This window comes from Methanothermobacter tenebrarum (genome assembly GCF_003264935.1).
In the GTDB taxonomy this organism is placed as follows: domain Archaea; phylum Methanobacteriota; class Methanobacteria; order Methanobacteriales; family DSM-23052; genus Methanothermobacter_A; species Methanothermobacter_A tenebrarum_A.
Window position 1 is genome coordinate 22,899 of the sequence record NZ_QLOE01000011.1, and the last position, 21,569, is coordinate 44,467.

Here is a 21,569-nt window from a genome sequence, read left to right on the forward strand (position 1 = left end):
TATCCAATACTTTAGATAAAAAAGTAGTGAGGTTGATTTCATGGAATCCCCTAGCCTTGAAGATATCTTCTTTGAATATTCTAAAAGTGCTAATCTCATAGCAAAAGATTCTGTCATAGAAGAATATAATAATGAATTCATAAAATTAACTGGCCTACCAGAGGATAGGTTAAAAGGGGTTAATCTTAAGGATATTTTGGATACTAGGATTTCAGGGAGGTTTGTTGAGGATCTACATACAAATCTCAAGGTTGATGGTTCAATTATACCTGTGCTTGTGACATGCATCCCACTCAAGGATGGGAGGATATTCCTATCAATGAAACCCAGCGAAAAACTATTAGAAGGGTTCAAATCCGTCTTTGAATCCACTGCTGATGCCATACTCATAGTCGATGAGAATGGTAGGATTTTCGAGGCGAACCCCTCATTTTATAGGGTATTCGGGTATGAGCGTGATGAAATCATAGGCCGGGAACTTACCCTTATAATACCATCCGAGTTTCATGAAGATTTTAAGAAGATGATGGACAAATTCAAGAGGGAGGGTGAACATCCCCTCGCAGGCAAAATATTCGAAACTAAAAGTCGAAGGGCTGATGGAACTATCATCTCAGTTGAAATGTCATTAACCCCCTGGACCTTCAATGGGGAAAACTATACTACATCCATTATAAGGGATATCACTGAGAAGAAGAAGATGGAGGAGGAGTTAAGGGCCAGGGAAGAGAAGTATCGTAGGATAGTCGAAAAATTCATACAGAATGCACTTGCACTTATAGCTGAGATAAAAAAATAATAAAATAAATAAATGTTAGAAAAATATTTAACTTATGAAAAACATCCTAGTATCATAGTGATTATTTTTTTAATTTAAATAGGGGAGGAATCTGGATAAACATGACAAGCGAGGTTAAAAAAGCTAACATGAAAGAATCATTTTCATATGAAACTTCAAAAGACATACCAGTACCCAAAAGATTAATAGATCAGATAATAGGCCAGGAAGAAGCGGTTGAAACGATAAAAAAGGCTGCTGAGCAACGTCGTAATGTACTACTCATCGGAGAACCTGGAGTAGGAAAATCAATGCTCGCAAGGGCGATGGCAGAACTATTACCAAGAGAAGAACTCAAAGATATACTGGTCTATCCCAACCTCGACGACCCAAACAATCCCGTGATCAGCACAGTACCCGCCGGTGAAGGTAAAAGGATTGTGATGAGCCACAAAAACAGGGCAAGAGCCCAAGAAGAAAAGAAAAACCTCTTCATGATCGCTATAATAAGTTTCATACTCCTCATGGGATTCATGCTCAAACAATTCCTCGCAGCAATAATAGCAGCGGGGATAATATTCCTAGCACTACAACAAGTAAGACCACAGAAAACAATAATGGTACCAAAATTATTAATAAACAATGAAGGGAAAAAAACAGCACCATTCGTCGACGCAACCGGAGCCCATGCAGGAGCACTACTAGGAGACGTAAGACACGACCCATACCAGTCAGGAGGCCTAGGAACCCCAGCACACGAAAGAGTAGAGGCAGGGATGATACACAAAGCCCACAAAGGAGTACTATACATCGACGAAATAGGTACAATGAAAATGAAAACACAACAAGAACTCCTAACGGCAATGCAAGACAAGAAATACTCAATCACAGGACAAAGCGAAACCAGCAGCGGCGCCATGGTAAGATCACAAGCAGTACCCTGTGACTTCGTGCTCGTAGCCTCAGGTAACCTACATGTACTCAAAGGAATGCACCCAGCGTTACGTTCAAGGATAAGAGGCTATGGATATGAGGTCTACATGAAAGACACCATGCCAGACACCCCAGAGAACAGAGAAAAACTTGTACAATTCGTGGCACAAGAAGTGGAAAAGGATGGAAGGATACCCCATTTCAACAAGGATGCCATAAAAGAGATCATAAGGGAAGCCCAGCGAAGAGCAGGTAAGAAAGATTCACTAACCCTAAAATTAAGGGATCTTGGAGGCCTTGTAAGAGCAGCTGGTGATATTGCAAAGAGCGAGGGCGCGGAACTCGTATCCAAAAAGCACGTGCTAAAGGCGAAGAAATTTGCAAGAACCCTCGAACAACAGATAGCGGACAGGTACATCACCCAGAAGAAGAAATATAGCGTCTTCAAATCCCATGGAAGTGAAATCGGTAGAGTGAATGGATTGGCAATCATAGGGGATCGTAGTGGTATAATATTGCCCATAGCCGCTGAAGCCGCCCCCGCACAGAGCAAAGAAGAAGGTAGAATCATAGCAACCGGTAAACTGGGTGAGATAGCCAAGGAAGCCGTCCAGAATGTAAGTGCACTTATCAAAAAATATACCGGTACCGACATCTCCAACTATGACATACACATACAATTCCTACAAGCCTACGATGGCGTGGAGGGTGACAGTGCAAGCGTATCAGTCGCCACAGCAGTAATATCAGCCCTTGAAGAGATACCAGTGGATCAGTCCGTGGCGCTTACAGGATCATTAAGCATAAGAGGGGATGTATTACCCGTTGGCGGCGTTACAGGTAAGATAGAAGCCGCGGCAGAAGCAGGGATAAAAAAAGTGCTCATCCCAAAGGCTAACATGGATGATGTGATGATCGAGAAGAAATATGAGGATAAAATAGAAGTAATACCCGTGAAAAGCCTAGGAGAGGTCCTGGAACATGCTCTCATTGGTAAGGGTAAGGAGAGTCTCATAGAGAAGATGCAGAGGATAAGCAGCGATATCATGCCAAAGGGTATAATAAAGAATCCCACAACCCATTAATCCCCTTTTAGGGCTTCTACTATAAGTGGAGCCACTGATACTCTGCTAACCTCTGATTTTATGGTATCAGTGGCTATAACATCATCCACGCCAACTGAGAATATCCTTAATAGAGCATCATCAACGAGCACAGCATGTACACAAGCCACTTTGATATCATTAGCGCCTTGACTGCGTAATATCCTAGCTGCATTGACAATTGTACCCCCTGTACTGATAATATCATCAACTATTATAGCACTTCTACCCTCCACATCAAAGCTTTTAAGGCGTGTCTCCACCTTTTCGGGTGAAATACGCACTTTTTCCATGTAATCGTATTCACAGCCTATTATCTCAGCCATTGTCTTGGCGTGGGCCAAGGCACCTTTATCAGGCGCGACTATGATAGGATCATCAACTATTGGGGATAAATGTTTTGCAAGTAGCGGTATGGCTGAAAGCTCATGAGCCGGTATGTTGAAAAATTTGATTATATTATGTTCATGCAAGTTGACGGAGAATACTTCATCAGCACCCGCAGCTTCTAGTAGTTCTGCTATTATCTTCACAGAAACGGCTTCGCCGGGTTTAAACCTTTTATCCTGTCTTGAATATCCAAGGTATGGTATCACAGCCTTCACTTTATCGGCGCCAATATCCTTAAGGGTTTTTATTATTAAAAATAACTCCATAAAATTTTCATCCTGAGGATACCCTGTTGATTGGATGACAACAACCTCATCGGGGATTTCACCCTTTATCCTAATGTATCTTTCACCATCAGGGAACTTGTGTGTTTCTATTGGACACAATCGATCATGGAGTAGATTAGCAACCTTAGCCGCCAAATTTTGAGATGCAGAACCCCCTATTATCAAGATGATCACCCTTGCAAGGAATATTTTAATATTCACATAGACTATATTAACTCCTTTCATAGATAATATAAATCCATACCATTATTAGACTCTGAGAGGTGTGATCCCTTTGCATGAACTTTCAATGGCTGATGCTATTATAAAAACAGTTATTGACTCTGCCGAGAAGAACAATGCCATAGAAGTATTAGAGGTTACAATCGAGATTGGAGAGTTAACACTTCTTAACCCAGAGCAGATAAAATTCATATTAGAAGTTTTAAGTGAAGACACTATACTAGAGGGTGCGAAATTTAACATTGAAGTAATACCCGCCAAGATAGAATGTTCCTGCGGATATAAAGGTGGAATAGGATCCAATGATGAATTAGACCATTATAATCCGATAATTTCATGCCCATCTTGTGGCAGGGGCAACTTTAAGATAATTGATGGGAGAGAATGCAACATCAAGAACATAAAAATTGAACAGGAGGAATAATATTATGCACAAGATTGCAGAGGTGGAAATACAAAATGATATACTGATAGCCAACAAAAAACTTGCAAAACGTAATCAAAGACTACTTGACAAGGCAGGGGTCTTTGCAATAGACTTCCTCGGAGCGGTAGGTTCAGGCAAAACCACGCTCATAGAGAAACTCATAGAAAATATGGATTATTCCATAGGCGTGATAGCAGGTGACATTATAAGCAAGTTTGATGCTGAAAGAGTTAAAAAGTATAACATCCCAGTAGTGGGTCTTAACACAGGCAAAGAGTGCCATCTTGACGCCCACCTCGTAGAACACGGCCTTGAAGACCTCCCACTTGATAAAATAGACCTATTATTCATAGAAAATGTGGGAAACCTCATATGTCCAGTCGATTTTGATCTTGGTTCGCATATGAGGATAGTTATCATAAGCGCCACAGAAGGTGATGACACCGTCCAGAAACACCCACTGATCTTCAAAGAGGCCGACCTCGTAATAATAAACAAGGTGGACCTTGCAGATGCAGTTGGCGCAGACATTGACAAAATGGTGGAAGACGTATCAAGGATCAACCCCCATGTAAAGGTTATAAAAACCAGCCTAAAAAATGATGAAGGGATTAAAGAGGTTATAGAAGCCATACTAGAGGCCATGTAATCCTCTCCTTTTGGTGATCATGTGAAGGTATGGATTGACATAACAAACGCACCCCATGTAAGATTTTTCAAGAATATCATTGAATACTTACAAGGGGAAGGGGAAGATGTCATTATAACCATCCGCAAATTTGGGGACATACACAAATTAATGAGATTATTCGGATTCGATTTCATATCAATAGGCAAACATGGAGTCTCATTAGCTGAAAAATTAAAGGAGAGCACTAAAAGGGCTTATAAGCTCTCAAAGCTGATAATAGAGGAGAAACCTGATGTTGGAGTGTCAAAGCATTCAATAGAACTTCCAAGGGTAACATTCGGCCTTAAAATCCCCAGTGTCTACATACTCGATAATGAACATGCAATAGCCGCTAATAAACTCACACTACCATTATGCGAGAAAATAATAATGCCAGAAGTCATAGACCTTTGGGATGTTATAAAAACAGGCGCGGACCCAAACTCCATAATACGTTACAGGGGCACATCAGAGATCCTACATTTCCAAAATTTCAAATACAATGATAAAATATTCCATGATCTTAAACTGGAACTAAAAAAAGAAAAGACCATCCTAATGCGGCCGGAACCGGCCTTAGCATCATATTTGGATGCAGACTGTCACAAATCAGTTTTAACGCCCATAGTTGAAATGCTCAAGGATCATGCTAACATACTAGTCATACCAAGATTCAAAGAACAAGCCGAATTGTTCAAAGGCTATGAGAATGTGACAATCCTTAAACCGCCAGTGGATACCTTTAGTCTGATGAAAAAATGTGACCTCATGATAGGGGCTGGGGGTACCATGAACCGTGAAGCCGCACTCCTAGGAACGCCTGTCATATCATGTTACCCTGGTAAACCATTAGCAGTAGATAAATTCTATATAGAGAATGGTCTAATGCACAGATCAACTGAAACGGATGAAATAGTAAAACTAGCCCTGAAATTGTTATTAGATGATAAAAAGCCGCCAAAAATAGAAACAGATGACCTATTTAAGATAATAATCGAAAACATTTACAATGCAGCTAATAAGGGTTAGTGGACTGGCCGGGATTTGAACCCGGGGCCTCCGCCATGCCAAGGCGACGCTCTACCAACCTGAGCTACCAGCCCCCATTATACAAGGAATTATTGGATATTATATTATTTAAATTTAACCCTACATTAGGGTGATATATTGAATATTAGGAATGTTAAGGAAAGGGATTTCATTAAGATAGCGGAACTCGCATTGAAATGCAAACCAATGGCCACAGAGAGAAACTCTATATATCATCTGTTCACAAAATTTTTCTCAAACACATCATTTGTAGCCGAAGAAGACCATAGGATGATAGGATTCCTTCTAGGATTCATATCACAGGACAATCCAAAGGAGGCATATATACATCTTTTATGTGTTCATCCAAGATTTAGAGGCTATGGCATAGCATCCAAACTCTTAAAAGAATTTATAGAGAATGTTAAAAGGAAGAATATTAGGAGAATATCCCTTATAACAAAACCAATAAACAAGAGAGCAATATCATTTTACAAGAAACACGGATTTAAGGACTACAAAGGCCCTGAAACCAAGAAAATTGGGGATGTGAATGTTTTCAAAGGGTATAATGGTGAGGGAGAGGATATGGTACTCTTTGAAAAGTTTGTAAAATAAAATTATTTATGTGAGGTTAATCCATATGGGGATTAAAGTTACAAGGGAGAGGATAGATTGCAATTAATCCCTCAAAACCACCTTCAACTAATAATTGAAGTAGCGATAATATTATATGCTGGTATGATATTCCTATTTAATCTCGCCCCTATTTCACTAGGATTTGTACTCTTCCTTTGCCTCCTTCTTGGTGTTATCTTCAATGTAATATTTGGAATAGATATAATCTCCCTTTTCACATCATTTGGACAACAAGAGTACACTCACCCCTTCGGGTCCCTGGCACTTATGACGATGATAACAGCATTAGCAGCTATAAACATGATGGAGGATGCAGGTGTTGATGTTAGAGGTTTGAGAGGATTCTTATACCTTCTCATAGGTGGTATAACAATATTTGGGGGGCTGATGCACCGTTCATTCCTCCTTTTATGGCTTCTTGGATTATTCATGGGCCTGATCATAATTTCAAAATCATTCCGGAGGGAATCAGTCCTCACATTTAAAAGGGTCATATTATTCATTCTAATCGTTATAATAGCATTCGGCTCCCTTGAATTAGTTTCAAGGATTTTTCAAATGACCATTTTAAGCCCTTATCTTCGGATAACAAGGATAGAGGAAAATGCTATCCCAAGCATAAAAATGGTTCTTAAGAACACTTACCTTATTGGACACAATCCATCTTCATCCTATTGGGGGGATGCGTCCCAAGGTTTCGCAGATGGATACATTTCGCTGCCATTATCATTAATATTATTCTTCGGGTTCCCATTACCCATATTCTATGGTATACTAGTAAGCAAGAAGGATATAATAGATTATATGCTACCTGGGATATTCGGTTGGGCTTATGATTTCGGATACCTTACATTGTTCTTTTTCTTGGTCTGGTGTCTTGGTATCATAATATTAGGCTTCAAATTACTTCAAATCTACAGGTCTAAGAGGGAAGAGGGATTGAAAAGTTATCTTGGAAGGGAGGCCATCCTTATAGGTTCTCTGACAGCATTTATATCCCAGGCTATTATAGGCCTTTTCATTGTTAACAGGAGCATTAATGGAACAGCACTTTTAACATTCATATTTTTAAGTTCATTGATAGTTGCCCATGTAGTTAAAATAAAGGAAGTGTAACTGATGAAAGAGGCTTTAATATTCTTAGGATGCCCTGAATCTCCTATACAAGCACCACTCGCCCTATACCTCTCACATAAGCTCAGGGAAAAGAACTATGGGGTAACAGTAACTGCTAATCCAGCCACTTTAAGATTGCTTGAAGTGGCAGATCCTGCCAGATCATACTTGGATAAGACTTCAGATCTTGATTCAACCCTTGATAGCCTTTCAAAGGGTGAATATGATCTATTATTCGGTTTTATACACAATGACGCCGCCCTAACATACTTCATAACATTTAAGAGTATACTGGAGATTCCATCTATAGCAATAATATTTGAAAGAGATGCGAAGATTTTAAACACACTTGAAAAAGAGGTTAAAGAGAACACAGACTCTCACATAGTATCTGCAAGAGCTCATCACAACCCCAACCCATTGAAAGTGCGCATAGATAAACTCCTAGAAGAATTGGAGGATTAAAATGTCATTTTGTCTCGAAACTTATCTACAGCAATCAGAAGATTATAAAATCCATATTTCAAAGGCCGGATTCAGAGAATGTGCAAAATTGATCAAGGAAAGAGCCCGGAAAGTTCTATATGTTAAGGCTGGTGAAAAAATCCTTGGAGCGAGAGTTATAGGAATACCCCCAATACCCATCGGTATCAACAAGGAAAAGAACACAGTCATGATACCCTATACAAAACCTTGTTATGGGACGGCCGTAGTCGAAATACCTGTAAAAGGGGAAGAAATAGAAAAAATAGAGAAGGTTGCGATAAAATAAACCTCCCTGGGGGCTGCAATTATATTAACGACAGTAGTTGGAAGTTATCCAAGCCAACCATCCAAACCAAGAAACTGGAGAGAAAAACTACTCCAAATCCTAGGATCCTATGACCCCTACAAAAATGCAATTGAAATAGCAGTTAAAGACCAATTAAAAGCAGGTATAGATATAATCTCCGACGGACAAGTACGAGGGGACATGATAAGCATCTTCGCGTCAAAAATCCCAGGGATGAAAGTCGACAATGGCACATCAAAGATAATAACAAGAATACTACCACCCCAGAACCCTATAGGCGCTCAAGACCTCAAATTCTCCCAGAAAATCATTAAAAGACTTGGAGGCGAACAAGAGATTAAGGGTATAATCACAGGCCCCAGCACACTAGTCTATTCATCAAGAATTGAGGGCTTCTATGATCCAGAAGATAAAAAAAGGGCTATAATGGACATGTCAGAAGCCCTAAAGAGAGAAGCATCATACCTTGAAGAGTCTGGAGCTTCTATGATACAAATTGACGAACCATTCCTGTCCACTGGTATCGTCGATATTAAAACGGCCAAAAAAGCAGTTAAAAGGATATCAAATGTTATAAGCGTGCCAGTAGCCCTACACGTTTGCGGGGATATAGAAGAAGTCTTCGAGGACCTTCTAAAGTTCAACGTGGAAATAATAGATTGTGAATTCGCAGGAACTCCCAAAAATTTAGAAATCATCAAAGACTTTGAAATAAAAGACAAGAAAATAGGATTCGGATGCATCAACACAAAAAGCCAAAAAATAGAAACCATACAAGAAATAAAAAAGTTCATCAAAAAAGGTATAAAAATAATTGGAGAAGAAAAAATCATCATAGACCCAGACTGTGGGATGAGAAAACTTCCAAGGAATGTGGCATTCTCCAAACTCAAAAACATGGTGGAGGCAGCTAATGCCCTACAAGATAAAAGCCAATGAAATCAAAGACGGATGGCAAAAACTCCTAAAAAAAATACTCAAAGAAGGCAAACCAATAAAAGACGAAAGAGGCTCCATGACATTAGAAATCCTCAACGCAATAGTAGAAATCCAGACACCATTCAAAACAAACTTCTACCACATAAGCGAAGAAGTCGAAGTCCCAAAAGGATACTTCTGGACCGGTGAAAAACTCAAAGAATACGCAAACCAATTCCTCACACCCGAAAACCCAGGCTTCACATACACCTATGGTAACAGACTAAGAGGCCACTTCCAAGTCGACCAAGTAAAAGAGGCCATAAAAAGGCTTAAAAAATTCAAAAAGACCAGAAGAGCCACAATGATAACATGGGATCCCAAAATAGATTCAAAAGAAGATGAAATACCATGCATGATACTCATAGACTTCAAAATCAGGGAAGGTAAACTGCACACAACAGGAGTTTGGAGATCCCACGACATCTACGGCGCATGGTTCCCCAACGCAGTAGGCCTAGCATACCTTACCAGGCATGTCGCGGAAAAAACGGGAACCCAAGTAGGCCCAATAACAATCCACTCCATAAGCGCCCACATATACGAAACAGACCTTGAAGAAGCGCAAAAAATGATATCGAGGTGATTAGTATGGTAAGTGTAAACTTAAGGGCTAAAAAAATAGTTGATGAGATGATATCCAAGTCAGATGACCTTAAAATTAAAATACAAAGATTAGATAATGGTTCAACAGTCCTAGATTGTGGAGTGAACGTGGAAGGGAGTATAAAAGCCGGTGAACTTTACACCAAAGTTTGCCTTGGAGGGCTTGCGAGTGTGGGCATATCAATACCAGCAGACCTCTCCAAGAGGTTAGCTCTACCATCAGTAAAAGTGAAGACAGACTTCCCAGCCATTTCAACTCTAGGATCCCAGAAGGCAGGATGGGCTGTAAACGTCGGAGACTTTTTTGCACTGGGCTCAGGCCCGGCCCGCGCATTATCCAAGAAACCAAGTGAAACATACGAAGAGATAGATTATGAGGATGATGCTGAGATCGCGATAATAGCCCTTGAAAGTGACAAATTACCAGACGAGGACGTTACAGAGAATATAGCCGAAGAATGTGGAGTTTCAACCGAGAATGTCTATGCATTGGTAGCCCCAACTGCATCAATTGTAGGTTCAATACAAATTTCAGGTAGAGTTGTTGAAAACGGCACTTATAAAATGCTGGAGGCTCTAGATTTTGATGTTAAAAAGGTGAAGTATGCTGCTGGCATAGCACCAATAGCACCAGTAGACCCTGATGGACTGAAAGCAATGGGTAAAACAAATGATGCTGTGCTCTTCGGAGGCCGTACATACTATTATATCCAATCAGAAGATGGCGACGATCTGAAATCCCTCGCAGAGAATCTTCCATCATCAGCCTCCAAAGACTATGGCAGACCATTCTATGAAATATTTAAGGAGGCTGATTACGATTTCTACAAGATAGATAAGGGCATGTTCGCCCCGGCTGAGGTTTTCATCAACGATCTTCGCACAGGCGAAGTATTCAGGGCAGGTTTCGTCAACGAAGAACTACTCATAAAATCCTTCAATTTATAAAAACATGGAAAATGGGGGGATAATCCCCCATAAAATCCTCATCTAGCCGTATATGCGATATCCACAGTTTGAACAATAGCCGTTTGGGTCTCCATAGCCAGCAGTACCTGTAGCATGGTAACTATAGGATCCACAGTTTGGACAGACTAATAAGCCATCGTCGTCTCCATATCCACACTGTGGACACCTTGTACCCACATACCATGGATAATATCCACAGTTTGGACATTCTTGGGCTCCTGAGGATCCTGAATTCCCAGAGGATCCATCACCGGTGTGAATAACTACGGGCGGATTTGTGGTATTATTCTGTGGGTTAGTGAATGGCCATTGAATTTGAATGCATCCAAAACAAGAAGTTACAAGCACCATCACAGCAAATATGGAAAGTAAAAACTTCTTATCCATTTTCCCCACCCTCTAATTTTATGAGTATGATACTCACATTTTGAGAAGTAGATATTCTAAGATATGATAAACCCTAGCATTTATCATTCCTAGAAGCCCTTCTCTTATAAATGTTCTCACGTTTTATTATATATGTTTTTTCTTGGGATAATATCTAAGACCTTTTTATGTAATATCTAGTCTGACAAGTGGGACTTTCTCATGACCATTACACTTTTTTTGTTAGGTCCATGTGTATGGGTCGAATTCTGAAGGGGGTATGTACATTATTTCGGCGTATCCTCTTCTGAGCAATTCTGCGTTTAAGTTCATACCATCCACGTAAACTACAGCGAGTATTCTACCATATTTGTCACGGTTTTTAGCATCGTCAATGTCTAAGTGGACTGTTTTACCCAAGCACATTTCCTCTACGAAATCTTTTGCTTCCTGGTATCCTGGCTGTCCACGTTCCGGGGTGTTAACACCAACTAAGCGTATGCGTCCAACGCCTTCAACATCTATTGTATCCCCATCCACTACATGATAACAGTAGCCACTCGCCTCATATATGTTCTGTCCACTTGTATTATTAGCAGGTAGAGTGGTTTCATTGCCTTTATCAATGTCAGATGTGATATTGTCCCCGGTATCTGACTCAGGTAAAAGACCCCCAATAACAACCAATATCAAAATTCCAAGGCAACATAATCCTATTAGTGCGGCTGATATAGTATCATCCTTTTTGGATGCCATTATGGACCACTATCTTCCGAGTTTTTCGGCTATTGCCTTCGCGAATTCATCAGCCACGTTAGGATTTTTTGCAGTTATTATATTCCCGGAGACTACAACATCCCTTTTCACATATTTTGCGCCGTTTTCAGTTAGTATATATTCGAGGCCAGGGTATATGGTGGCTTCTTTACCATTTAGTATCCCTGCTTTTGCTAGTATTGCAGGGGCCGCGCAGATTCCACCTATAATTTTACCTTGCCTGTTGGCTTCTTTAACGAGTTCGATAACTTTCTCCATATTTGGATCATCTATTTTTCCTGTTACTCTGTCGTATACTCCACTTCCACCGATGAGTATTAAAGCATCATATTGGCCTATATCCTTTAGGTTCATATCCTCGATGTAGATGTCATAGTCTCTGTTTATCCTGTCAGCAGCTATGATGGTATAATTTTCACTTATTTTTTCCGCAGCCTCTAATTCTATGGGATTGTATCTGTCAAATATTATAATGGCAACTCTCTTATCAGTTAAAGGCTTTTCGCTGGTCGTGTAAAATGCTAGGATAGCTATAATTGCAAGGGCTGCTACAAGTATTATAAAGTACTCTTTCCGCATCAAAACCCCCAGCGACATTATAGGATATACAACTATTTTTAATCTTTTTCATTGATAAGTTTAAAGGTTGTGGAAGTCTTAATTATATCCATTTTTTTATGATGGGACACTTTGGGTTAATCTTTTTTATGATACACTGGTAAAATATAATACAAACGATTTTTTTATAAGAAGTTTTTCCAGGTGATCATGTGATAGCCAAGGCCACCATTGGTGAAAAGATAAAAAAGCTTAGAAAGGACAAGGAGATAAGTCTTGAAGAACTTTCCAAGAATAGTGGAGTTAAAAAGGATCTTATAAAGGATATAGAAGAGGGTGAGATCATACCATCACTCGCCCCCCTCATCAAGATTTCAAGATCCCTCGGAGTCAGATTAGGGACGCTATTAGATGATACAATAGAAGAAGGCCCAGTGATCGTAAGGGAGGGGAAAGCCGGGAAGGTCATACACTTTTCCGGGCAGGAGGATGAAACAAGTGAAAGTCACCTTGATTTTTATTCCCTCGCAGCTGGGAAGGTTGACAGACACATGGAACCATTCATAGTCCAAGTTGAACCCCACAAGGATAAATTCAAACTTTCATCCCATGAAGGCGAAGAATTCATATACGTGCTTGAAGGAGAAATCGAAATATTATATGGTAAAGAAAAATATCACCTCAGGGAAGGGGACAGCATCTATTATGATTCTGTAGTACCACATCATCTACATACACGATACGATAAACCAGCAAAGATACTGGCAGTAGTCTACACACCATTCTAACAGAGAATGGGGGAATTTTATGGTTTTCACAGAAGATACAATCGGCGAATTCCTAGAAAAACAGGTGAAGAAATATCCCGACAAAGAATTTATAGTCTATCCTGACCGGGATCTGAGATTCACATATCATGAATTCAATGAAAGAGTCAACCTGTTAGCGAAAGGACTTTTAGCCATCGGCCTCAAAAAGGGCGACCATCTAGGTATTTGGGCGACTAACGTCCCTGATTGGTTAACGTTCCTCTTCGCCACGGCAAAAATAGGAGTCGTACTCGTCACAATAAACACAGCCTATAAGAGCCATGAACTAGAATATGTGATGAAACAATCCGATATGAATGCCATAGCTATCATAGACGGTTTCCGTGATGTTGATTATATAAGGACAATCTACGAATTAGTACCTGAACTTAAAAGCCATGAAAGGGGCAACCTTAAAAGTAAGAGGTTCCCAAAGCTCGAAAGTGTCATTTATATTGGAGCCGCTAAACATCGCGGAATGTATAACATCCATGAACTGATGTTACTAGGGAAACACATCCCAGATAGTGAACTGGAAAAAGTGAAAAAGACCCTCAACAATGACGATGTTATAAATATGCAATATACTTCCGGTACAACAGGATTTCCAAAGGGCGTGATGCTAACACATCGAAACATCCTCAACAATGGCTACTATATCGGTGAAAGGCAAAAGTTCACAGAAAAAGATAAACTATGCCTCCCAGTGCCACTATTCCATTGTTTTGGGATAGTACTTGGCGTGCTCGCAATTTTAACCCACGCAGGGACCCTTGTAATCCTGGAAGAATTCGATCCGCTATTAGTATTGGCCGCAGTTGAAAAAGAAAAGTGCATAGCACTATATGGCGTCCCCACAATGTTCATAGCAGAATTCACACATCCGATGTTCGACATGTTCGATCTCTCCTCCCTTAGAACAGGGATCATGGCAGGATCGCCCTGTCCAATCGAGGCCATGAAACGTGTTATCAATGACATGCACATGAAGGAGGTTACCATTGTCTATGGGCTTACAGAAGCATCCCCGGGTATTACGCAGAGTAGTGTGGATGATCCTATAGAAAAAAGGGTTGAAACTGTGGGAAAACCACTCCCACACATAGAAGTTAAGATAGTGGATCCTGAAACAGGAGAAGAACTCGGACCCGGACAGATAGGAGAGATATGTTGCAGAGGATACAATGTAATGAAGGGCTATTATAAAATGCCGGAGATGACAAAGGAGGTCATAGATGAAGATGGTTGGCTTCACAGTGGCGACTTGGCTGTCATGGACGAGGACGGTTATTATTCTATTGTTGGACGTATCAAGGACATGATCATAAGAGGCGGTGAAAACATTTACCCAAGGGAGATCGAAGAATTCCTACATACCATGCCAGGGATCAAAGATGTCCAAGTAGTGGGAATACCAGATGAAAAATATGGTGAAATCGTCGGAGCCTTCGTCATAAAAGAGAAAGGCGCTGACATAAAGGAAGAGGATGTTAGAGATTATGCAATAGAAAGGATAGCCCGTTACAAGGTGCCCAAACATGTTTTCTTCGTGGAGGAGTTTCCATTAACAGCCAGTGGCAAAGTACAAAAATTCAAATTACGAGAAATGGCAATTGAACTACTAAAAAAGAAGAGAGAAAATGATAGTACTAAATAGGAAAAAAAGGATAATAGAATTACTACCCATAGGAAAAGCCAAAGGGGCTTTAAATTCTCGCAGAAGACCATTATTTCAGGGTCACATCCGCCTAACAAGAACTAGTAAAGGGCCTAGGATAAAACGCTTCATCATAAAAAAGGGTAAAAAAGAAAAACCAACACCCCCAGCAGAGGCCATAAAGCTTCTCAGAAAACAGCTAATATTCCTTCCAAGGAAAGACAAGGAAATAGAAGAATTTCTAGAGTCCCTTAATATTAAAAACCGTTATGCCAGGATATGTCAACATTGCCTCCTTGAGGGATATGTTACAATCATCACGCCAAGATCATCATTCCAATATAATAAACAGTGGATATGCAAACAATGCGCTGATGAAGTGATAAAAAGAGAGATCAAATACAATAGAATGGACAAAACAACATTCAAAAACTTTAAAAGACTCCTCCAGAGGACAAAAGACTTGGAAAAAGTTTTAAAAGTCTTCGAACCCCGCTTCGACCCACTAAAGAACCCCAATCTAACATTATTTGATAAAATAACCTCATCAACAGGTGAAAAAAACCCAATTTTTGTGGATGAATTACAGATACCCCAACGATTTAAAACCATATTAAAAAAGCATGGTAACAGAAAACTTTTACCCGTGCAAAAACTCGCAATAGAAGAAGGCCTCCTAGAAGGCGAAGACCTCCTAATAGTATCAGCCACTGCAAGTGGAAAAACCCTAATAGGGGAACTAGCCGGGATACCCAAAGCCCTAGAGGGTAAAAGGTTCATGTTTTTAACACCCCTTGTAGCCCTTGCAAACCAGAAATACCACGACTTTAAATCCAAATACGAGAAAATAGGCCTTAAAACAGCTATAAAAGTTGGGATGAACAGGGTGAAGGCTAGAGGAGAGCTTGTAATACCAGACACTGACATCAAGGGTGCTGATATAATCGTGGGCACCTATGAAGGCATAGACTTCATACTAAGATCTAACAAATCCAACATCCTAAAAGAGCTTGGTGTTGTGGTCATCGATGAAATACACACACTAGATGATGAGGAAAGGGGTTCAAGATTAAATGGGATGATATCGAGGTTAAAGAGAATATTCCCAGAAGCTCAGATCATCGCATTATCAGCTACCATTGACAACCCGAAGGAGATAGCATCAGAATTCAATTTGAAATTAATTGAATATGATAAAAGGCCCGTCACATTAGAGAGACATCTTGCATTCCCAAGAAACGAAGAAGAAAAAAAAGATCTCATCACAAGACTAACCACCAGAGAATTTAAAAACATTTCGAATAAAGGATTCCATGGGCAAAGCATAATCTTCACGAATTCCAGGAGGAAAACAAGACTAATCGCAGATTACCTCCAAAGAAGAGGAATAAAAGCTGAAGCATACCATGCAGGGTTACCCTATCGACAAAGAAGAAAGATCGAGAAGAAATTCGCATCCCAACAATTGGCTGCGGTGGTCACAACAGCCGCACTAGCAGCAGGCGTTGACTTCCCAGCCTCCCAGGTAATATTCGAAACACTACTCATGGGCAACAGGTGGATAACCCCCAACGAGTTCTCCCAAATGCTTGGAAGGGCTGGAAGACCATCATATCATGACAGGGGCATAGTATACCTACTACCAGAAGTTGGAATGTCATTTGATGGAGAAACCGAAGAATCAAAGGCCATAGAATTGCTTGAGACAAGTTTAGACCCTGTCAACGTCTATTACACCAAAGAGGATGTTACAGAGCAATTATTAGCTGATATAAGTTCAGGCGCGATTAAAAACATCAAAGACCTTGAAGAAAAACCTACATGGCCCATTAGCCCAAAAGAGGCTCTTGAAATACTAGAATCATATGGTCTTATAATAGAGGATGATGGAAGATTAAAGGTTACAGATTACGGCATGGCAGTCTCCAAATCCTTCTTAAAATGTGAAGAAGCCGATTATATAAAAGAAAACTTGGATAGTATGAACCCCCTTGAAATAGCCCTTTCTATGGAACCATTTGAAAATGCTTACCTTTCCAATCGTCTGCACAACCAATTAACCCACAGGTTAAAAGTTAAATTTTCAAATAAGCTATTCGCAGATTCAACACTAGACATAATCTCTAATGGTGACAATATCATAAAATTAGATGAAAAACTCCAAGAAGCTCTTATCAATATACAAATTGACTTCTTATCCTGCGAATGTAAAGAGAGACCATTCTGTGATTGCATACAAGATAAACTTTCAGAGTATATTGTTAAAATGAGATTAAGGGGGAAAGACCCCGCCGATATAAGTAGACTACTCCTTAAAAGATACCAGATACAAGCATACTCTGGGGATATATTCAACTGGCTCGACTCACTACTAAGAATACTTGAAAGTATAAAGAGGATAGCCTCAGCATCCCAAAAACATGATAAAGTGAAAGAATCTTCCATAATATTACAGGCGATTGAAACTGGTGAAAAATGTCCATGAGAAGAATTCTTGAGTGGTACCATCCCCTGGATAAAAATAAACTGGCTTATATTATCCCTTCATTGGTTATCTTCATAATCTGTCTTTGGACAACCCTAAACTATAAATGGCCACTTGGATGGGATATCTTTTATCATATACACCTTGCACAGATTTATATGAGTAAGGGTTTCACCTTCTTTGACCCTCTTTATAATGTACCTGGAGGCAGGCTCATCAATTATCCCCCACTTTTCCACCTTTTATTAGCTTTTTTCTCCTTAATTTCGGGTTGGAGCCCATTCGAGATTGCAAGGATCATGCAACCATTCTTCGCGGCTTTTATAGTCTTATCAATTACTATTATAGGCGCGCGCTTCTATAATAGGCTTGCAGGGGTTTTTGCCGGGATTCTCCTAATCTCGGCTTTTATAGCTACGAGGATAATTTTACCATTACCAGAGAACATGGCACTGATATTTTTACCAGTTAGCATCTATTTTTATTATAAGTCCATTAAAATTCCCAGATTAAAATTTGCATGTGCTTCAGGGGCTTTAATGGGGATTATAGCACTTATACATCCAGCAGCCACGCTTTGCCTTTTCATTTCAATCACATTCATAACATTTAGTTTACTAGTGGCTGCTTTAAAAGGGGGTATTAACCTTAAGACTGTGATATCTGATTATGGGATTTTCATTTTGACTGGTTTTATTATTGCAAGTGTTTGGTGGTTGCCCTCATTGTATCTTAAAAGCCTTGGAGCCTCTGGGGGGGTTGCAACAGCTCTGCCAATTTCCGTGAGGACTAGTATCTTGAATTATCCGAAGGCCCTAGGTTATCTTGTCTGTGGTTTTGCTATTATAGGATTGGCCCGGGCCCATAAAGGTTTTGGTTTGAGGGATCTTTTTATCATATCATGGATCTTTTCGATGTTTTTACTCTCGAAGGCTTATTATTTTGGAATTAATGTCATCTCATATAGGGTTCTTATTTATATCTTGTTGCCTTTATCTATATTGGCCGGTTCTGGTTTAGAATTTGCTTTCAGAGCTTTTAGAGAAATGAATAAAAGTGCTGCTAGTGTCTTTTTAATTTTAATTTTTTCATTTTCATTATTCCAGGGTGTTGCGAATTTTTCAAGTTCGAAGATTGCTGATTTTGGCGTTTTAACAGCCTATGGGAAGGTTTCTATTGCACCGCCCACAGAGGGGGAAGTGGAGCTTGCTGAATGGTTTGAAGAAGAGGCTGACAAGCCCAAAGTTGCATCGTTTTCAAATTATTATACTGGGATTTTTATAATGGCTTATTCAAGACAACCTGTTAATCCCTTGTTAGAACATTCTCAGGGGATCCCAAGGGAGGATGAGCTTCGCAAGGACAGTATAGGGTATCTTGTATATGATAAAAGGTTGAGAATGTATGATAATCTTCCATTTGCATGTTCTAAGAATCTTTTATACTACAATCCTAATATGGTTAATTTAAGTGATTTGGGCTGTGATTATCTAGAGAAGGTTTATGAGAATGAGGAGTTTGTAGTTTATGCGGTAATCTAATTTGGACAGGTCATGTCACGGCATGTACCAGCATATTCGATGGATTCTGGGAACTTTAGAACCTCCCTTTTTTTACTCCCATAACGATAGACTGTTATGCCTTTGCATCCGAGTTTATAGGCTGCTTTGAAAATCCTCTCCACATCTTTTGGTTTTGCACTTGGCGGGAGGTTCACTGTTTTTGAAACAGCATTGTCCACGTGTTTCTGGAATGTTGCCTGGATTTTCACATGGAAGATTGGATCTATTTCATGGGCTGTTACAAAAAGACGTTTTATATCAGCTGGTATACCCTTAATCCTTCTAATGGATCCTTCCTTGGCGATTCTTTCCATGAGTTCTTTATCATAGAATCCTCTTTTCTTCGCCTCAACCTCGAAGAGTGGGTTTACATCTACAAGTTTTCTGTCGATAATCTCCCTTATGAATGATACGGCAAATATAGGTTCTATGCTACTTGTAACACCTGCTATTATGCTGAGCGAACCTGTTGGGGCTATGGTTGTGAGTGTGGCGTTCCTCATATAATCAAAACCTTCCTGGTACCATCTACTATCCTTGAATGCTGGGAATGAGCCCCTTTCAAGTGCCAGTTCCATTGAAGCTTTCTGGGCTTCAACTTTTATATGTGACATGATTTTATCAGCTACTTGGAGGGCGGATTTGGAATTGTAGGGTATCTCTAATTTTATTAGCATGTCAGCGAATCCCATAACACCGAGGCCGATCTTACGGGTCTTTTTTGTAGTTTCTTCGATTTTTTTTATGGGGTAATTGTTAACATCGATTACGTTATCAAGGAAATGAACCGCTATTTTAACTGTTCTTGATAATTTTTCCCAGTTTATTTTACCGTTCTCTACCATGAGTTTAAGGTTTATTGATCCAAGGTTACATGATTCATATGGTAGTAGGGGTTGTTCCCCGCAATTGTGCACATAGAATCCGTTGGCATCAAAAGCATTTACACCAGGGACTTGGATATCATAGACTGTCTCTATAGTATCTGGTATTATATCTTTAACGGTTGCAAAGGCTCCTTTGGGTTTAACCATTTCTAGTCTGTATTGTGATGAATCTTCCCGGATCTTTGTGTATATCCCTGATCGTAGGAGCATCCTTTGCAATGTTTTCGCGATTCCAATATCTCCCTCAAATAATATTCTATTTGGATTAGAGTCGAGAAGGCCTTTGAATAATCCTATGTAGAATCTTGATGAAGCTTTTTCCATTTCATCTGTGATTTTCAAGCCCTCTTCATTGATTGCGAGGCCCGTGAGGTAACCATCATCCTCCGTGAATTTACCATCCCATTCTAAACTTTTATGCTCATTTAGGACTATTTTATCCCCTATTTTTAGTTCTGATAATCTTCTCCATTCAAGTTCGCCATCAGAGGACAATCTGAGGATCCTATGATCTGCTGTGAGGCGTAGGTTGAAGCCTTCAACTGTTTCTAGTCTATATAATCTTTTTGCACCGGTTGGGAAGAATCCCGTATATGATTTCCATTCTCTGCCGTTTAATATTATATTACAAGTTTTTCCTGTTAATTCTTTGACTTGTCTTGGGCCATTGGATGTCATCACCCATGTTTCTGGGCCAACACAAGGGTTTGTGGCTTCTATGCTACCTAGGGCTGGGGTGGGGTTTGTCCTATTTATCGCGTCCTTGAATAGTATTCCTGGGTCGCCTCTTTTCCATGCCATTTTAACCATCCTATTAAATATTTCTCTGGCCGGCACTGAAGCAGTGACTTCTCCTGTACGTGGATTTATGAGTTCATATTCAATATTGGAGTCTATACCATCCATGAAACTATCGGTCACCATCACTGAAAGGTTAAAGTTGCTGAATGCGCCCTCTTCTTTTTTTGCTTCTATAAATTCGATAATGTCTGGATGGTTAACATCTAATATGCCCATGTTGGCCCCTCTTCTCCTTCCACCTTGTTTTATAACTTCTGTCGCGACATCAAATATTCTCATGAATGATACTGGGCCAGAGGCGACGCCCATGGTTGAGCCTACAATGTCTCCTTTAGGTCTGAGATGGGAGAATGAGAAGCCGACTCCGCCACCTGATTTGTGGATGAGTGCCATGTATTTAAGTGCGTCGAATATGCTGTCCATTGAGTCTTCTATGGGTATGACGAAGCATGCTGATAGTTGGTTTATTGGGGTGCCAGCGTTCATTAGGGTTGGTGAATTTGGAAGGAATTCGAGTTTGCTCATTATATCATAGAATTTTTTTGCTGTGGTTTCAGCGTCGCCACCATATTTTTCTTCTGCCTGTGCAACTGCAAGGGCAACTCTCCTGAACATTCCCTTGGGGGTTTCTAATATTTTCCCTTTTTCGTCTCTGAGGAGATATCTTTCCTTGAGGACTTTCAAGGCGTTTTGGGTTAATTTCATTGGGGTGCACCTATCTTATGGG

General features: G+C 40.0%; 21 protein-coding genes and 1 tRNA gene. 16 read left to right on the forward strand and 6 right to left on the reverse strand.

The features are described 5' to 3' along the window. Positions 1-40 precede the first annotated feature (40 nt). Both DPC56_RS07345 and lonB read left to right on the forward strand, forming a co-directional pair. Positions 41-799 (forward strand): PAS domain-containing protein, encoded by a 759-nt coding sequence (locus DPC56_RS07345; protein ID WP_112094430.1) that lies wholly within the window; start codon positions 41-43, stop codon positions 797-799. A gap of 101 nt (positions 800-900) precedes the next feature. Further along, positions 901-2,796, forward strand: a complete 1,896-nt coding sequence (lonB, locus tag DPC56_RS07350) for an ATP-dependent protease LonB (protein ID WP_112094431.1) — start codon at positions 901-903, stop codon at positions 2,794-2,796. Here lonB and DPC56_RS07355 read toward each other — a convergent pair. Beyond that, positions 2,793-3,656 (reverse strand): ribose-phosphate diphosphokinase, encoded by an 864-nt coding sequence (locus DPC56_RS07355; RefSeq protein WP_112094459.1) that lies wholly within the window; start codon positions 3,654-3,656, stop codon positions 2,793-2,795. The genes lonB and DPC56_RS07355 overlap by 4 nt on opposite strands. A gap of 109 nt (positions 3,657-3,765) precedes the next feature. Here DPC56_RS07355 and hypA point away from each other — a divergent pair, with 109 nt between their 5' ends. Genes hypA through DPC56_RS07370 form a run of 3 tightly spaced genes read left to right on the forward strand, consistent with a single transcriptional unit; the run spans position 3,766 to position 5,839 of the window. Continuing rightward, a complete protein-coding gene (gene hypA, locus DPC56_RS07360; protein ID WP_112094432.1) occupies positions 3,766-4,137 on the forward strand; it encodes a hydrogenase maturation nickel metallochaperone HypA in 372 nt (123 codons plus the stop codon). A gap of 4 nt (positions 4,138-4,141) precedes the next feature. After that, positions 4,142-4,789, forward strand: a complete 648-nt coding sequence (gene hypB, locus DPC56_RS07365; protein ID WP_112094433.1) for a hydrogenase nickel incorporation protein HypB — start codon at positions 4,142-4,144, stop codon at positions 4,787-4,789. 21 nt (positions 4,790-4,810) lie between these two features. Further along, positions 4,811-5,839: a DUF354 domain-containing protein gene (locus tag DPC56_RS07370; protein WP_112094434.1), complete on the forward strand. Its 1,029-nt coding sequence runs from the start codon at positions 4,811-4,813 to the stop codon at positions 5,837-5,839. Here DPC56_RS07370 and DPC56_RS07375 read toward each other — a convergent pair. After that, a tRNA-Ala gene (locus DPC56_RS07375) sits at positions 5,840-5,913 on the reverse strand. A 64-nt stretch (positions 5,914-5,977) separates the two neighbouring features. Between DPC56_RS07375 and DPC56_RS07380 the strand changes: the two genes are divergently transcribed. The 7 genes from DPC56_RS07380 to mch are packed head-to-tail and all read left to right on the forward strand — an operon-like array spanning position 5,978 to position 10,919. Further along, the gene (locus tag DPC56_RS07380) at positions 5,978-6,457 is read left to right on the forward strand and encodes a GNAT family N-acetyltransferase (RefSeq protein WP_245923972.1); all 480 of its coding nucleotides are present in this window, start codon (positions 5,978-5,980) and stop codon (positions 6,455-6,457) included. Positions 6,458-6,514: 57 nt separating this feature from the next. Continuing rightward, positions 6,515-7,594, forward strand: a complete 1,080-nt coding sequence (locus tag DPC56_RS07385; RefSeq protein ID WP_112094435.1) for a hypothetical protein — start codon at positions 6,515-6,517, stop codon at positions 7,592-7,594. A gap of 3 nt (positions 7,595-7,597) precedes the next feature. Further along, entirely contained in the window at positions 7,598-8,059 is a 462-nt protein-coding gene (locus tag DPC56_RS07390; RefSeq protein ID WP_112094436.1) for a DUF1890 domain-containing protein, read from the forward strand. A 1-nt stretch (position 8,060) separates the two neighbouring features. Next, the gene (locus DPC56_RS07395) at positions 8,061-8,366 is read left to right on the forward strand and encodes a DUF1894 domain-containing protein (RefSeq protein WP_112094437.1); all 306 of its coding nucleotides are present in this window, start codon (positions 8,061-8,063) and stop codon (positions 8,364-8,366) included. Positions 8,367-8,387: 21 nt separating this feature from the next. Beyond that, entirely contained in the window at positions 8,388-9,326 is a 939-nt protein-coding gene (locus DPC56_RS07400) for a methionine synthase (RefSeq protein ID WP_112094438.1), read from the forward strand. Then, entirely contained in the window at positions 9,301-9,951 is a 651-nt protein-coding gene (locus DPC56_RS07405) for a thymidylate synthase (RefSeq protein WP_112094439.1), read from the forward strand. The genes DPC56_RS07400 and DPC56_RS07405 overlap by 26 nt, the downstream gene beginning before the upstream one ends. A 5-nt stretch (positions 9,952-9,956) precedes the next feature. Continuing rightward, entirely contained in the window at positions 9,957-10,919 is a 963-nt protein-coding gene (gene mch, locus DPC56_RS07410) for a methenyltetrahydromethanopterin cyclohydrolase (protein ID WP_112094440.1), read from the forward strand. Between the two features lie 42 nt (positions 10,920-10,961). Here the strand turns inward: mch and DPC56_RS08135 are convergent, their stop codons facing one another. The 3 genes from DPC56_RS08135 to DPC56_RS07420 form a co-directional block, all read right to left on the reverse strand. Beyond that, positions 10,962-11,327, reverse strand: a complete 366-nt coding sequence (locus DPC56_RS08135) for a hydrogenase maturation nickel metallochaperone HypA (RefSeq protein ID WP_146737624.1) — start codon at positions 11,325-11,327, stop codon at positions 10,962-10,964. Positions 11,328-11,549: 222 nt separating this feature from the next. Then, on the reverse strand, positions 11,550-12,062 hold the full coding sequence (locus DPC56_RS07415) for a thermonuclease family protein (protein ID WP_112094441.1): 513 nt from the start codon (positions 12,060-12,062) through the stop codon (positions 11,550-11,552). 9 nt (positions 12,063-12,071) lie between these two features. After that, positions 12,072-12,662 (reverse strand): DJ-1/PfpI family protein, encoded by a 591-nt coding sequence (locus DPC56_RS07420; RefSeq protein WP_181454424.1) that lies wholly within the window; start codon positions 12,660-12,662, stop codon positions 12,072-12,074. A 194-nt stretch (positions 12,663-12,856) separates the two neighbouring features. Here DPC56_RS07420 and DPC56_RS07425 point away from each other — a divergent pair, with 194 nt between their 5' ends. Genes DPC56_RS07425 through DPC56_RS07440 form a run of 4 tightly spaced genes read left to right on the forward strand, consistent with a single transcriptional unit; the run spans position 12,857 to position 19,133 of the window. Next, positions 12,857-13,429, forward strand: a complete 573-nt coding sequence (locus DPC56_RS07425) for a helix-turn-helix domain-containing protein (RefSeq protein ID WP_112094461.1) — start codon at positions 12,857-12,859, stop codon at positions 13,427-13,429. 19 nt (positions 13,430-13,448) lie between these two features. Continuing rightward, the gene (locus tag DPC56_RS07430; protein ID WP_112094443.1) at positions 13,449-15,107 is read left to right on the forward strand and encodes an AMP-binding protein; all 1,659 of its coding nucleotides are present in this window, start codon (positions 13,449-13,451) and stop codon (positions 15,105-15,107) included. Then, complete coding sequence (locus DPC56_RS07435; protein ID WP_112094444.1) at positions 15,091-17,592, forward strand: DUF5814 domain-containing protein; 2,502 nt, start codon at positions 15,091-15,093, stop codon at positions 17,590-17,592. The genes DPC56_RS07430 and DPC56_RS07435 overlap by 17 nt, the downstream gene beginning before the upstream one ends. Beyond that, positions 17,583-19,133 (forward strand): hypothetical protein, encoded by a 1,551-nt coding sequence (locus tag DPC56_RS07440; protein WP_245923974.1) that lies wholly within the window; start codon positions 17,583-17,585, stop codon positions 19,131-19,133. Before DPC56_RS07435 ends, DPC56_RS07440 begins: the two co-directional genes overlap by 10 nt. Here the strand turns inward: DPC56_RS07440 and DPC56_RS07445 are convergent. Next, a complete protein-coding gene (locus DPC56_RS07445) occupies positions 19,130-21,547 on the reverse strand; it encodes a ribonucleotide reductase N-terminal alpha domain-containing protein (protein WP_112094446.1) in 2,418 nt (805 codons plus the stop codon). The genes DPC56_RS07440 and DPC56_RS07445 overlap by 4 nt on opposite strands. Between the last annotated feature and the right edge of the window lie 22 nt (positions 21,548-21,569).